The organism is Paraburkholderia phenoliruptrix (genome assembly GCF_047325075.1).
Taxonomy (GTDB): domain Bacteria; phylum Pseudomonadota; class Gammaproteobacteria; order Burkholderiales; family Burkholderiaceae; genus Paraburkholderia; species Paraburkholderia phenoliruptrix.
Window position 1 is genome coordinate 504,788 of record NZ_CP168531.1, and the last position, 11,691, is coordinate 516,478.

The window sequence follows — 11,691 nt, forward strand, 5'->3', positions numbered from 1 at the left end:
CTAGTTAGGCTGTGACGCGTGCGGCGAAGTCCATCAGATAGCGGTCGGTGATGCGTTGGCGCAGCATCAGGTTTTCAAGGGGGGGAACCGGCGTGTAGTCGTAATCGATCGAGAGCTTGCCGGCCTTCAGCGTGTCTTTGTCGTTCACGCTGTCGTCATACCAGGCTGAGCCGCCGATCAGATAGCCATTCGAAACCAGCTCGCGGAATTTCGCGTTGATGCTTTCGATAATGTCGCGCACGATCGACGGGTGTAAATCCACGTCGACGAACGTCATTTGAGCCTCGGCCATCGTGTCGGCGAGCACTTGCGCGGTGCGCGTGTAGTTCTCGAACGCGAACAGCGGATCGTCGGAACAGGTGCGCGAACCCCAGAAGCGATAACCGTTCGAGTTAATCAGCGTCGTCACGTCCTGTTCGTTCAGGTAGCCCGCATCGGTCGCGGGGTCTTGCAAATCCCAAAACACATCGCGGCTAATGCCGGTGACGCCGTTGATGCCGACATTCGAGAGCGTCTTTTGCCAGCCCCTTTGCTCGTCGAGCTTGGCTCGCAGTCCGAGCGCGATCGCCGTCGCGTCGATCGTGGTCGACGCGTCCGCGGTCGTGTCCCATCCGAGGAAATCAGGCCACAACACCATCAGCTCGCGCTGGCTGAATTGCTTGCGGTACGTGGTCGCCGCTTCCTTCGTTTCCGCGCCGTTCGCCGAGATATAACCAAAGCCGCGCAGCTTCTGCGCGAGCGCTCCGAGGGCCGTCGCGACGGGTTGCGTGTCGAGGCCCGGTGCGCCGAGAATCCGCGGCTTGATGCCGAGTTTCGATTGCGCGGCGAGTAGCGCTTGCATGCCGGTGTAACCGCCGCCGACCGCAGTCGTGCCGATCACGTTGCTCGTCGTCGCCGCATCGTCGACGCCATCAGCGACGCGCACGACGACAATGACGGGCTTCGCCTGTGCCGACATGGCTTCGAGCGTGCGCGCGAGCGTGCCCTTGTCGCCGGCCTTGCCGATCGCCGCTTGAATGTTCGTCAGCAGCACGGGCGTATCGAGCGGGAACATTGCGGCATCAGCATCAAGGCCGGTCGCGACGAGGCCGACAACGGCCGTCGATACGGTGCGAATCGGGCGCGTGCCTTCATTGATTTCGAGTACGCGCACGCCGTGGTGATAGTCAGTTGCCATATGAATTCCTGTGTAGAAGGGCAGTGAAAGGGCGGGTTGCAGATCGCGACGCTTTCGGCGTTACGCGGGGTCGGCCGGGGTTTGCGGCGCGGATTCGGTGGGCGGAATCACGGGCAGTTCAACCGGGGGCGTATAGGCGGCCGGCTCGTCGGGCCACACGACAGCGTTCGGGAAGGTTTCGCGATCGAGCGCACGCGTGCATTGCTCGGCGTAGGCCGTCCACGCCTGATAGTTGAAATAGTCCTCGGCCGACAGCGTGCGGGCCGCGTAAGCCTCGGCCTTGCCATCGGTGAAGGTCGCGGCCTTCGCAATGCGAGCAGCGTATTCGGCCATTGCCGGCGCGCTCGCGACTTCGAACGGCGTCGGCTCGTCGGGCCAGCTCACAGCATCGGGAAAGCCTTCACGCTGGATCGCACGCACGAGGTCGAGCTGATACGCGGACCAGGCGCGGAAGTAATAGGCTTCTTCGCGCGAGAGCAAACTGGCCGCATAGGCGTCGGCCTTGCCCGCGTTCATCGTTCGGGCGCGCGCCATGCGCATATCAAACTCGGCCATCGCCGCAGCGCGCACGCGTTGCGCGACGATTGCGGGATCGATCACCCATGCGCCATCGCGGAACGTGTAGTCGTCCGAGGGGCGCGGGGTTTCCGTCAAACCGTGCTCGGCGGGCGTAGCGCCGGCGATTTGAATTTCGGCCGGCTGGCCGTTGTCCTGCCGATACAGCATCAGGCCGCGATAGTCGGGCAGCAGCTTCCATGCGCCATCGATATAAAACGGCCACGTCAGGCGCGGTCGCGACGGTAGATCGTCGGTCGTGCTGAACGCAGGCACGAGCCAGCGATCGGCGTTGATCGGGTCAGGGTCGGCGAGCCGACTGGAAAGGTACTGGCCGGTCTCGGCGTCGTATTGGTGAATCAGCATGGTTCAGATCCTTTTAGTAGGCGCGAATCATTGCGAGCAGCGCGATATTTCGCGGGCGCGCTTCGTTGCCGCCGTCATAAGCGACGGTGATCGTGTGTGAGTGGTTGCCAGCGCCGCCGATGCCGACGTTGTGCCCGTGCGTGCCCGCGCCGTCAGTGTCGAAACCGTGCCCGTGTGCGCCGGTCGCGTTCGTGTATGGATATCGCGCGCCGTCGATCGAGAAAGTCGACGAATTGCCGACGCCGCGATCGGTGTCGGTTGTGTACATCGGCACGGGTTGATCCAATATGTGCCCGTGGTCGCCGATCGCGTAGGTATTGCCGTGGTGCCCGTGCCAGCCTTGCGAATCTGTCCATGCGCTGTGGACGTGATCGCCGACAGCGGCAGCGCTCGCGCTGTGCGTGTGGACCATGTTTTGATAGGCCTGATAGGTGCCGATACCACGGTTGGTATCCGCGCCGCGCGCATCGTCCCAACAGCGAATGAATTCGCCGCGCAGCTCGGGAAGGCGAAAGGTTGTCGCGCCGTCGCCGCTCGAAAAGCACCCCCAGTTATTCGACGGCCAAGCGGATTCAGCGACCAGTGCGCCGCTCGCCTGTGCATAGGCCCATAGCGCCGGGTAATCCGCGCGCTTGAGAACAGCGCCGTTCAGCTTCAGAAAGCCAGCGCGTACGCTCGTGCGCGGTTCAAAAACGATCGTGCCGACAGCAGCCGCCGCGATCGCCGCGACTACCCATTCAGTCGTCGGGACGCGCTTCGATACATCGCCGGCCGGGGGCGTGAGCGCGGTAATCAAACCGCCTACATCGAGCGTTCCGCGAAACCCGGTGTTTCCGGTGCGCGTGTCGAACCAGTGCGAAAACTCCGCTTTCGGCACGGCCGAACCATCAATATTCGGGCCGAAGCCGATGCCGTACCAAGAGCGCAGCGCAACGTTATTTCCATAGAAGCTCGCCGAATCTGCGTTTCCGGGGCCAAGCGTCGCGACGTTGCCGGGAGCCGCTGCGATGCGGAAAGAATCGACGGTTTGCACGCGGCCGATGAAATCAGCGCCCGACAGACTCGCCTTTGCATCCAGCTTTGGCTTGAGCGTCGCCGGCGTCACGGCGCGAACGGCGTCGGTGCCGGCGTCGACTTCGGCTTGCGTCGCCAACTCGATCACGCCTTGCACTTCAGTCGTCGCCGGCGGATTCAGAAACGTCGCGTCGCCGAACGTGAGCGCCGCCGCGTCGATCGTCGCGAATTGCATGTCGGCGGATAGCAGCAGCATTGCGGCCGGCGACTTCTCCATGATCGGCGTCGCCTGGCTATAGACTCCGAACAGCACATCGTTTTCGAGATACAGGCCGAATCCGTATAGCGAGAATTGATCGTCGGTGTCGTCTTTCAGGGTGACATGCACGGTGTCGGGTGCGACGTTCTTTCCGGCGAATGTCGTGATGCGCTTGCGCTCGTTCGGCATGGCGAGCATGCCCTTGTCGGCGACGAAAGGGGCAGACGCAAGGCCGATCTTTACGACTTGGTGCGCGTTGGTGCCCGTGTTGCCGGGTGCGACGAGCGCAGCTCGCCCGGCGTCGGTGATGGTGATGAGGGTTCCGGCCATAGGTCAGATATCCGAGAGAGAAAGACGGCGATACAGCGCGGGTCGAACGGCCGCCGCGACGCGCTGCGTGCCCTGCATGGAAAAGCCTTGCGTGAATGAGTAGTGCGCGCTTACGGGCTTCGTGCGATCGATTTCCGCGATGATGTCGGCCACGAGTGCAGCGGTCGGCACTTGCCCGTCCCGGCCGCTAACGGTTAGCACTACGTCGAACGTGCCGGGCACGCCGCGAGGCGTCAGCTCGAACCATTCGCGCAGGGCGATGTTTGCGCCGAACGCGGCGACGACTTCGCGCACGGCAGCAGCCGTGCCGTTTTTGCGTGCGATCGGAATGGCGGCCTTCACGCGGGCGCGCTTGGTCTGTTCGGGCCAGTAGTCTTTCCATGCGTCGACGCCGAGGTGCCACGCGAGCCACGGCAGCAAAGGCAACGGGATCGCATCGGGGTCCATCAGTACGGCCAGCGGCGACGGAATATCGCTAACGCGTGCGCCGACGCGCGCAAGGTTGCGCTCGTGCGTAGTCGAGTTTGGCGGGAGCAGATCACTCATTGTTGTAAATGCCGCCGTCGACCAGCTCGATCGCCGTGCAATACGGCGCTTCCTGTTTCGTTGCCGGAATGTCGGCGGCCGGCTCGTCGAGCATCACCTTTTGCACGCCCGGCGCGCGCGCAGCGGCATAAACGCCGTCGAGCGTGATCGCCATGCCGAGCTTGTGCATGTCGTCGGTGTACTTCTTGACGTTCTTGTTTGCCTCGGCGAGTGCGACAGAGCGATCGGGGCCGGCGAAGAAAACGAGCGTCGCACGCACGGCGTATCGCTTGATCGTCGCGCTCTGCACGGTCACGAGATCGGTGAGCGGGCGCACGTTGTCGGACGCGAGCGCTACGCGCACCTTTTCGACGAGCGTTTCGTCGGCCGTGCCGTCGCCGTCGCGCGAGAGAACCGTAACGACGACTTCTTTCGGCGCGGGGCTTACGGCAGACGCATCGAGCACGCGGCCGTCAGCGTTGCGAGCGTGCGAGATATACGCGCCTTCGGGGCCGGCAACCGAAAAGCCTTGCGGCGCGAGCTGCACGCGCGCGCGCAAATCGGTGTCGTCTTCGTAGACCGCCTCAATGTCATTTTCCGGCTCGGCCGGCGTGATCACGAGGCGTTCAATTTCAAACAGCGCGGCAAGGTGTTCGAGGTCTTTGCCCTTTGCATAGGCCAGCATCACGGCGCGCGCGGCATCGTTCACGCGTTGGCGCAACACGATTTCGCGATACGCGTTTTCCTGCAACGCAATGTTCATCGGCTCGGATTCAAGCGCGAGGGCCGCCGCTACTTCGTCCTGTTGATCGAGCGGATAGAGCGACACGAGCCGCGCCTTGCGCTCGGCGAGCAGCGTTTCATAGTCGATCGTTTCGACGATATCGGGCGATGAAAGGCGCGACAGATCGATCGGCGTTGCGCTCATGCCGCAACCCCGCTCGTGAGCTGCACGCGCGTCGATACTGGCTCGCCGGTCTCGGTCGTGGTGCCTTCAATGTCGACGACTTGCACCCCCGCGCCGGCGTCGCTCAGTTCGGTCGAGAGCTGCACACGCGTAAGGCGCAAGCGAGGTTCCCATTGCATCAGCGCGGTCGCGATCGCCGCATACAGGCGCACGCGCGTCGCGCCATTGTTCGGCGCGTCGATCAGGTCGGGCAGCTCCGAGCCGAAATCGCGGCGAGCGATACGCGTGCCGATAGGCGTCGTGAGAATCTTCGAAATCGATTGATACAGGTGTGCGAGGCCGGCCGTAGCGCGGCCGGTCGAGGCGTTCATTCCAATCATTGCGGTTCGCCGACGAGTTGCCCGTCGCCCTGTTCGAGGTGCTTGTGATGTGCCGAACTTTTGCCGCCGGCGATCACGTCATCGCTTACGGCGACGGTGCCGGAAATAGCCATCGTCGGGCCGCCGCTCGTGCCGGCCTTGCCGGTCATGCCGTTCTCAAACGCGAACGAGCCTTTAACAAGCATCGCGCCTGTGACGGTCGTTTGCGTCGCGTCGAGCGTCAAATCGTCGGCTTTAACCGTCGCCGTTTTCGTCGTGACGTTGACCGCGCCGGGGGCGGTGATGTTGACGGTTCCACCATCGGGAAAGACGGCGTTGAGAACATGGGCGGCCATGTCGTATTCGATCGATGCGCCGTCGCGATAAACGCGCATATGCTTCGCCGGGTCGGTGCTCGGCGGTGGGAAATCTTCGGAAAAGAAACCGCGCAGCGCGACGGCTTGCGCAGGGTCGCCGGTCGGGCAAAGCAGCATCACCCCTTCGCCGATCGAGGGCGCATGCCACTCGATCGACTCACCAGCGAAAGGGCTGAACCATTGAATCCAGTCGGTATGTAAATCGCCGCTCACTACTCGACACAACGCGCCTTCAACCGACTCAACGGTGCCTTTGCGTATGCCGTTCAGAAATTGGCGTGAGGATTCGTTTGCGTTCATGGCTCCATGTTGCCGAGCACGCACGCGCGAGTCGACACGCTGCGTTTGTGAGCGTGTCGGGTACAAATTTCGGGTGCCGAATGATTAAGGCGCGATGTGCTTGAGCAGTAAATCGCGGATCATTTCGCGATCGGCGTCGGTGAATCCGAGCAGCACGCGCGCGGGGTAGGTGTATTCGGGGCCGCCCGGTGCGACCCGATCGGTGCCGCCGAATTGGTGAGTGCGGGCCACGCGTGCAACGCGGCCGGCGAAACCAATCGCGAGGCCTTGCGAGTCAGTTTCGGCGCGCAGGAAGCGCGCTTGCCTCAGTCGAGCGAACATTGCCGCGCGCTTGATGCGGGCGGCCTTGTCGCGCAGATGCTTCGGGCGCGGTTTGCGCTTCTCGTATGCGCTCCCGTCCGGGTTGCGTTGCTGTGCGATGCGCGTGCGTTGGCTACGCGTCAGCTCGCGACCGATATCGCGCAGCGCGGCGCGTCGAGCGGCCGGCGTGAGCCGCGAGAGCAGCCCGCCCGCCCATGATTCGAGCGCGCTTAGTTCGTCCATTGCGCCGGATCGTAAAGGCCGCTCACCTCCCATTCGGGCACGGGTTCGTCGACGTGCGTGATGGTCTGCGCGCCAGTGTCGTCGGTGCCGACGACGACGCTTTCGGTGAGCTTGAGCTTGATCGACAGATCAACCGTGGTTTGCGTGAGTTGGTCGGCTTCGAACGATATGCCCGTCTTGCGCAGATCGTCGTTCGTCAGCAAGTCCGATTGATTGCGCTTAATCCATGCGAGCAGCGCGGCGAACACGATATCGGCATCGCCAGCGAAGTCGAGCAGCAGCACGTTAAGCGTATAGGCGTAATCGAACGAGCCGGATGCCGCGCCCGTCGCGATGATGTTGCCGGCGTCGATAAACACGAGCAGCTTGTCGGGATCGGTCGAGAGCGACGGCACGGCCACATTGAGCGCCTTGCGCAGACTGTTCGCCTTATTCATGGTCGGGGCCGGGAAGGGAAAGGGCTTTCGACTGGCAATCGACGATCAGATCGACACGGGCCGCGCATTCGCCCCATGCCGCCTCGGTGATATCGAGCGCGCGGCGCAGCTCGTCGTTAGTTCGCGGTGCCGTCGCCGGCAGCGTGCAGCGCGCGACGGGCGCGCATTGCAAGGTATTCGTCGGCTCCGGTGATCGCGGGGCGGCCGTACAGGCGCACAACGTCATCAGGCAAAGCGCCATCAGCCCATGTGCGCAACGCTTCGTTTTCATGTTTCAACGCCTCAAAGTCGGTCTCAGTCTGTGCGAGGCTCGCGGCGATGCCGGCGCGCTTCGCGTCGAGCTGCGCGAGCGCCTTCGCGTGCTCGCGCTCTTTCTGCTGTAGTTCGACGATCGTCGCGTCGCGCCGGCCGACCGTCTCTTGCGCTGTGTGCGCGGTGTCCTGTGCGTCGACCAGCTCGGCGCGCAGCGACTTCACGTAAAACCAGCCGGCCGCGATCGCGAGCGCGACGAGCGCGATCGCGGCGAGCTTGAGCGCGATCGGCACGAGGCGTGCGGTGATAGGGTTCATGCCGCCGCCTTCTCGCGCTCGGCATACGTCGTGTATGCCTGGGCGAGCTTGGCGTCGTACAGATTGCGCGCGTAATCCGGGCCGTTGTAGCCCTTGGCGAACGCGGTCCACTTCCTACCCTTCAGCGCAGAAAGCAAGGCCGTGTCGGCCGCGATAAACCGCACGAACGCGTCGAGGTGATCGGCTTCGCTTCTCTGCATGCGAGCGACCCAATCGGCGACGCTCAAATATTCGAGGTCTTGCCAGTGATAGCCCATGATTTGAAACGCGCCCCAGCTCGCCGACTCGTGCGCGGTGTCGGCGTCGATGCGCTCGGCGATCGCAAGGCGGGTGTACTCGGCCGCCTTGCCCATGTACCCGCCGGTGGTGCTCGATACGATGTTCGGATATCGAGCGGCGAGCGCATCCACATCAAAGCCGCGTGCCTCGAGGCGCTTATAGAACACATGCCGCTCGAAAAGAATCGCCGGCCGGCCATCGGTCAAGAAACCTTCGCCACGCGATTCGACTTCGTTGACCGCGCGGATCGCCGCAACGGATACGCCGAGCGTGTCGGCTGCTTTCACGAGGTCATCGTCGGACAGGTGCCGGGGCAGTGCGACACCGGGCAAAGCAATCAGCGTTTTCGGGCCGGCGATGCCGTCGATCACAAGGCCGCGAGCTTTCTGCAGGGCCATAACCGCGGATTCGGTGTCATGGTCGAAGACGTGCGTTTCGTGCACGGGAAAGCCGGCGCGCGTGAGCCGCTTTTGTAGCAACGCAACTTCGTCGCCGATATCACCCTTTCGCAGAATCATCGTCATTCGCTCCGCAGCAGGCGCGCGACGTTGCCGCGTGCGCCGAAAATGAGAACAGTGAAAAGAGCGGCGCGAGCCGCTTCGAAATAGCCGACGGCTTTCGCATGCACGGCCAGCTCGATCGCCGAGCCGCCAAGCGCGACGAGCATCAGCCAGGCGAACCATGAAACGTGATGCCGGTGCCGCGCTCCGTCGCGGCGATAGGCGAGGATGCGCAGCGCCGCGAGGCTGTACGCAATCAAAGCGATCAGTGCGAGGGGGTTGGTCATGAGTCAGCCCTTTCGGAACAGCGACAACAGGTCGAAAGACTTGATGCGCTCGATCAGTTGCAGAGTGACGGTGATTGCCAGTGCAGCGGCGAAGAACGCCGCAACGCCGGTGCTCGTGATCGGCGTGTGATTCACAACATCGGGCGCGGCCATATAGCCCGCGATCAGCGAAATCACGAGATAGGCGAAGCGCTTGCCGAGCGACAGGTCTTTCGACGTGACGACGACGAGCGCCGCGCCCGTGAAAGCGCCGATGAGCGCGTTGCCGTCGATGCCGGGAAACAGGCTTGCGAAGCCGATGCCGGCCGACACAGCGGCGAGGGTGGTGGTGCTAGGTTCGGCCATGTTGACGACTCCGGGTTAATCGAAAAGGTTGACGAGCTGGAGCGTTGTTTGATCGCTCGGCGGATCGGGTAGGTCGACGGCGAGGCCATGCGGCAGCACGGGACCGTAGTCGGCGAGGCCGGCATTCATTTCGAGCGTGGTTTCGACAACGCCTTGCGTGCGGCCGAGGTAGCGGAAACAGAGGGCGTCGACGGTATCGCCCTGTTGGGCATAGACGCGCATCAGATCAGCTCGATCGTTGTGCGCGCGACGCCGCGCATATCGTTGATTGCTTGGCGTGCGTTGCGGCGATCGGCGTCGATCGTCGTCACCAGCTCGTCGGCGTCGTTCGCGCCCGACTTCGTGCTATCGAAATCGCGATACTTCTCGGTGAGGTCCGCGCGCGCGAGGAAATAGATCGCTCGGCGATAGCGCGCGAGCTGCACGCTTTCGCCGCCGATCTTGTCGGCGGGCAGCTCGGCGAGCGATGCAACGCCGGCCGCTTCGTGGTCCGCGCGCCAGCTCGCCAGCTCGCGATTTACTTCGTCGATCGCGGCGATCGCGGCATCGCGCAGACGGGCCGTTGTGACGGTGCCAGTGAGGCGCACGGCTTCGCGCATATGCGCGAGGTCGACAGAGGGAAACCATGCGACGTTTTCGATCGTCAGCGCGTCGGCCGGCGGTGTCGGCTCGGGCGTGATGGTCGGGTCTTCGATCGCGTTAAAACTCGTCATGGCGTCAGCTCGGGAAAGGGTGAGCGGTGGGCCGGCGTCGGATCGCGTAACCGTCAGGCGTTGCGATCGTCAGCCGGCGCCGCTCGGCCGGGGTGGGCTCTTTACTTGCGGCCGGCGGTCGGGCCGGCCGCATTGCTCGCCTTCTCAATGCGGGCAATGTCCTGTTTCACGCCGGCGCGCTCGTCGAGTTCGAGCGCGCGGCGCAGGTGTTCGAGGGCGGCCGGCGAATCGCCGTCGCGCTCGAACGTGTAACCGATCGCCTTGTGCAGCTTGGCGCGCACCTGGTCGTGCATGTCATGCGATTCGGTGAGCTGCGCGACTTCGTTGAGCTGCGCGACGCTCAAGCGATCGCCGTTCGCGTCTTTCTTGAACGATGAAAGCGAAGCCTCGGCGAATTCTTCGGCGATCGCCGTCGATAGCGTGCGGTCGTATTGATCGGGCAGCGTCATCCGGTGCGCGATCGCATAGCGCGCAATATCGAGCGCGCCGGCGAAGTCGCCGACGTCGACGCGCCAGATCATCACAGTCGTTAAAACATCGTCCTGTGCGCCCCGCCCGCCACTCAGCGCGCCCGTCACATAGTCGACGTATTCCGGCAGCAGCTCGGCGCGCTTCACTTCGATCTTTCGGGCGATCGACTTGATCTCTTTGAGTCGACGACGATCGATCGCGAGCTTCGCGAGCATCAGCTCGTAAGCGCTTCCGACCATCGTTTCGCCCATGCCGGCCGAAGCCGACGCGAGCTGTGCCGATACGCGCTGAAAGTGGCGTCGTGCGGGGCTAGTCATCGCGTCGTGTCTCCTTTACGCCGCCGGTGCGGGTGCGATTTCGATGTTCTCGGCGACAGCAGCGCGGCCGAGGTCTTCGACGACATACGCATCGTTCGACGATTCGTAGTTTTCAATGCGATCGCGCTTGGCGTTGTCGACGATCGTGCGCCGGCGCGCGCCGTCTTGGAAATACAACGACAGGTTGTCGAAACTCGTGACGAGCACCGCATTGGCCGGGAAGAAAGGCACGGTCACGGCGGGCAGATTGCCAATGCGCTTTTGGCTCTGGATCACATCAGCGGCCAGCATCTCGGTCGGGGCCTGGCTCTTGTTGATGAGCGGGAAATACTTGTCATGCAACAGGCCGCGACCGCACATCACGACGAGCGCGGTGTCGTCCTGGTGCCACGGGTCGATCATGCTCGCGACCAGATCGGTGACGAGTGCATCGAGGTTTTCGTAATCGGCATCTTTGCCGACGACAATCTTGCCGGCCGTCGCGCCGTGATCCATCACGCGTTGCGGGGCTTGCTCGCGCATGCGTTGTAGCCAGCCTTTATTCACGTCCTGCAACAACGGGTTAGCTGCGCGATCGGACGTTGCCGCGCGCGTCTTGCCGTTGAAGCCGATCGCGATACGGTCGAGCGCTTGACGGCGCACGATCACGTCTCGAATGCGGGTCTGAAAGTCGGGAAACTTCGCCCACGCGTCGAGCTTCGCATAGGTCAGGTGCGAATCGAAGTTCGTTTGCGTGCAGTTGTAACCGTTCTCGTCGAGGTCAGTCACATCAGCCGTGGCGCGGTCCTTCTGCGTCGTGTCGGTCGTGCTCGCGATCGGGCCGCCAACGCCGAGGCCGAGCTTTGCGCCCTGTTGCTCGGCCACCCCGATGATGTTGATGCGCTTGAGGAAGTCGCTCGATTCCTGAATGCGGGTTTCGAGCTTTTGCTGCACGCTCGGCGCGACGGCGAATTTCTGCGTCGCGTTGTTGATGCCGTTGAGCTTGGCGATCGCGTCGAGGAAAGCGTCGAACGCGAAGCGGGTTTCTTTACGCATGTGGTGTGTTCTCCGGGGCAGTGAAA

18 protein-coding genes are annotated in these 11,691 nt (G+C 63.3%); all 18 read right to left on the reverse strand.

Going from position 1 to position 11,691, the window contains the following annotated elements; translation table 11 throughout:
• Positions 1–4 precede the first annotated feature (4 nt).
• A complete protein-coding gene (locus tag ACEN8U_RS14195; RefSeq protein WP_310104401.1) occupies positions 5–1,177 on the reverse strand; it encodes a phage tail sheath protein in 1,173 nt (390 codons plus the stop codon).
• Positions 1,178–1,237: 60 nt separating this feature from the next.
• Positions 1,238–2,098 carry a tail fiber assembly protein gene (locus ACEN8U_RS14200; protein ID WP_310104397.1) on the reverse strand — a complete coding sequence of 287 codons (861 nt, stop codon included), beginning with the start codon at positions 2,096–2,098 and terminating at the stop codon, positions 1,238–1,240.
• Positions 2,099–2,111: 13 nt separating this feature from the next.
• The gene (locus tag ACEN8U_RS14205) at positions 2,112–3,701 is read right to left on the reverse strand and encodes a tail fiber protein (RefSeq protein WP_310104394.1); all 1,590 of its coding nucleotides are present in this window, start codon (positions 3,699–3,701) and stop codon (positions 2,112–2,114) included.
• 3 nt (positions 3,702–3,704) lie between these two features.
• Positions 3,705–4,247 (reverse strand): phage tail protein I, encoded by a 543-nt coding sequence (locus ACEN8U_RS14210; protein WP_310104391.1) that lies wholly within the window; start codon positions 4,245–4,247, stop codon positions 3,705–3,707.
• Positions 4,240–5,154, reverse strand: a complete 915-nt coding sequence (locus ACEN8U_RS14215) for a baseplate J/gp47 family protein (protein ID WP_310104387.1) — start codon at positions 5,152–5,154, stop codon at positions 4,240–4,242. The genes ACEN8U_RS14210 and ACEN8U_RS14215 overlap by 8 nt, the downstream gene beginning before the upstream one ends.
• A complete protein-coding gene (locus tag ACEN8U_RS14220) occupies positions 5,151–5,513 on the reverse strand; it encodes a GPW/gp25 family protein (protein WP_310104384.1) in 363 nt (120 codons plus the stop codon). Before ACEN8U_RS14220 ends, ACEN8U_RS14215 begins: the two co-directional genes overlap by 4 nt.
• Positions 5,510–6,169, reverse strand: coding sequence for a phage baseplate assembly protein V (locus ACEN8U_RS14225; RefSeq protein ID WP_310104382.1), 660 nt, complete (start codon positions 6,167–6,169; stop codon positions 5,510–5,512). Before ACEN8U_RS14225 ends, ACEN8U_RS14220 begins: the two co-directional genes overlap by 4 nt.
• An 84-nt stretch (positions 6,170–6,253) precedes the next feature.
• Entirely contained in the window at positions 6,254–6,712 is a 459-nt protein-coding gene (locus ACEN8U_RS14230; RefSeq protein WP_310104378.1) for a phage virion morphogenesis protein, read from the reverse strand.
• Positions 6,700–7,149 carry a phage tail protein gene (locus tag ACEN8U_RS14235; protein ID WP_310104375.1) on the reverse strand — a complete coding sequence of 150 codons (450 nt, stop codon included), beginning with the start codon at positions 7,147–7,149 and terminating at the stop codon, positions 6,700–6,702. The genes ACEN8U_RS14230 and ACEN8U_RS14235 overlap by 13 nt, the downstream gene beginning before the upstream one ends.
• Complete coding sequence (gene lysC, locus ACEN8U_RS14240) at positions 7,142–7,375, reverse strand: Rz1-like lysis system protein LysC (RefSeq protein WP_310104369.1); 234 nt, start codon at positions 7,373–7,375, stop codon at positions 7,142–7,144. Before lysC ends, ACEN8U_RS14235 begins: the two co-directional genes overlap by 8 nt.
• Positions 7,266–7,718 (reverse strand): Rz-like lysis system protein LysB, encoded by a 453-nt coding sequence (lysB, locus tag ACEN8U_RS14245; protein ID WP_310104366.1) that lies wholly within the window; start codon positions 7,716–7,718, stop codon positions 7,266–7,268. Before lysB ends, lysC begins: the two co-directional genes overlap by 110 nt.
• Complete coding sequence (locus tag ACEN8U_RS14250) at positions 7,715–8,521, reverse strand: N-acetylmuramidase family protein (RefSeq protein WP_310104363.1); 807 nt, start codon at positions 8,519–8,521, stop codon at positions 7,715–7,717. Before ACEN8U_RS14250 ends, lysB begins: the two co-directional genes overlap by 4 nt.
• Positions 8,518–8,784 carry a phage holin family protein gene (locus ACEN8U_RS14255; RefSeq protein ID WP_310104360.1) on the reverse strand — a complete coding sequence of 89 codons (267 nt, stop codon included), beginning with the start codon at positions 8,782–8,784 and terminating at the stop codon, positions 8,518–8,520. Before ACEN8U_RS14255 ends, ACEN8U_RS14250 begins: the two co-directional genes overlap by 4 nt.
• Positions 8,785–8,787: 3 nt before the next feature.
• Entirely contained in the window at positions 8,788–9,129 is a 342-nt protein-coding gene (locus ACEN8U_RS14260) for a putative holin (RefSeq protein WP_310104357.1), read from the reverse strand.
• A 15-nt stretch (positions 9,130–9,144) separates the two neighbouring features.
• The gene (locus ACEN8U_RS14265) at positions 9,145–9,351 is read right to left on the reverse strand and encodes a tail protein X (RefSeq protein ID WP_310104354.1); all 207 of its coding nucleotides are present in this window, start codon (positions 9,349–9,351) and stop codon (positions 9,145–9,147) included.
• Positions 9,351–9,842 (reverse strand): head completion/stabilization protein, encoded by a 492-nt coding sequence (locus tag ACEN8U_RS14270; RefSeq protein ID WP_310104350.1) that lies wholly within the window; start codon positions 9,840–9,842, stop codon positions 9,351–9,353. The genes ACEN8U_RS14265 and ACEN8U_RS14270 overlap by 1 nt, the downstream gene beginning before the upstream one ends.
• A 101-nt stretch (positions 9,843–9,943) precedes the next feature.
• Positions 9,944–10,630: a phage terminase small subunit gene (gene gpM, locus ACEN8U_RS14275; protein WP_310104347.1), complete on the reverse strand. Its 687-nt coding sequence runs from the start codon at positions 10,628–10,630 to the stop codon at positions 9,944–9,946.
• A 15-nt stretch (positions 10,631–10,645) separates the two neighbouring features.
• Entirely contained in the window at positions 10,646–11,665 is a 1,020-nt protein-coding gene (locus tag ACEN8U_RS14280; protein ID WP_310104343.1) for a phage major capsid protein, P2 family, read from the reverse strand.
• Positions 11,666–11,691 lie beyond the last annotated feature (26 nt).

Coding starts and splice junctions, on each gene's coding strand:
- ACEN8U_RS14195 (WP_310104401.1), bottom strand. CDS start 1,177: ATGGCAACTGACTATCACCACGGCGTGCGCGTACTCGAAATCAATGAA.
- ACEN8U_RS14200 (WP_310104397.1), bottom strand. CDS start 2,098: ATGCTGATTCACCAATACGACGCCGAGACCGGCCAGTACCTTTCCAGT.
- ACEN8U_RS14205 (WP_310104394.1), bottom strand. CDS start 3,701: ATGGCCGGAACCCTCATCACCATCACCGACGCCGGGCGAGCTGCGCTC.
- ACEN8U_RS14210 (WP_310104391.1), bottom strand. CDS start 4,247: ATGAGTGATCTGCTCCCGCCAAACTCGACTACGCACGAGCGCAACCTT.
- ACEN8U_RS14215 (WP_310104387.1), bottom strand. CDS start 5,154: ATGAGCGCAACGCCGATCGATCTGTCGCGCCTTTCATCGCCCGATATC.
- ACEN8U_RS14220 (WP_310104384.1), bottom strand. CDS start 5,513: ATGATTGGAATGAACGCCTCGACCGGCCGCGCTACGGCCGGCCTCGCA.
- ACEN8U_RS14225 (WP_310104382.1), bottom strand. CDS start 6,169: ATGAACGCAAACGAATCCTCACGCCAATTTCTGAACGGCATACGCAAA.
- ACEN8U_RS14230 (WP_310104378.1), bottom strand. CDS start 6,712: ATGGACGAACTAAGCGCGCTCGAATCATGGGCGGGCGGGCTGCTCTCG.
- ACEN8U_RS14235 (WP_310104375.1), bottom strand. CDS start 7,149: ATGAATAAGGCGAACAGTCTGCGCAAGGCGCTCAATGTGGCCGTGCCG.
- lysC (WP_310104369.1), bottom strand. CDS start 7,375: ATGACGTTGTGCGCCTGTACGGCCGCCCCGCGATCACCGGAGCCGACG.
- lysB (WP_310104366.1), bottom strand. CDS start 7,718: ATGAACCCTATCACCGCACGCCTCGTGCCGATCGCGCTCAAGCTCGCC.
- ACEN8U_RS14250 (WP_310104363.1), bottom strand. CDS start 8,521: ATGACGATGATTCTGCGAAAGGGTGATATCGGCGACGAAGTTGCGTTG.
- ACEN8U_RS14255 (WP_310104360.1), bottom strand. CDS start 8,784: ATGACCAACCCCCTCGCACTGATCGCTTTGATTGCGTACAGCCTCGCG.
- ACEN8U_RS14260 (WP_310104357.1), bottom strand. CDS start 9,129: ATGGCCGAACCTAGCACCACCACCCTCGCCGCTGTGTCGGCCGGCATC.
- ACEN8U_RS14265 (WP_310104354.1), bottom strand. CDS start 9,351: ATGCGCGTCTATGCCCAACAGGGCGATACCGTCGACGCCCTCTGTTTC.
- ACEN8U_RS14270 (WP_310104350.1), bottom strand. CDS start 9,842: ATGACGAGTTTTAACGCGATCGAAGACCCGACCATCACGCCCGAGCCG.
- gpM (WP_310104347.1), bottom strand. CDS start 10,630: ATGACTAGCCCCGCACGACGCCACTTTCAGCGCGTATCGGCACAGCTC.
- ACEN8U_RS14280 (WP_310104343.1), bottom strand. CDS start 11,665: ATGCGTAAAGAAACCCGCTTCGCGTTCGACGCTTTCCTCGACGCGATC.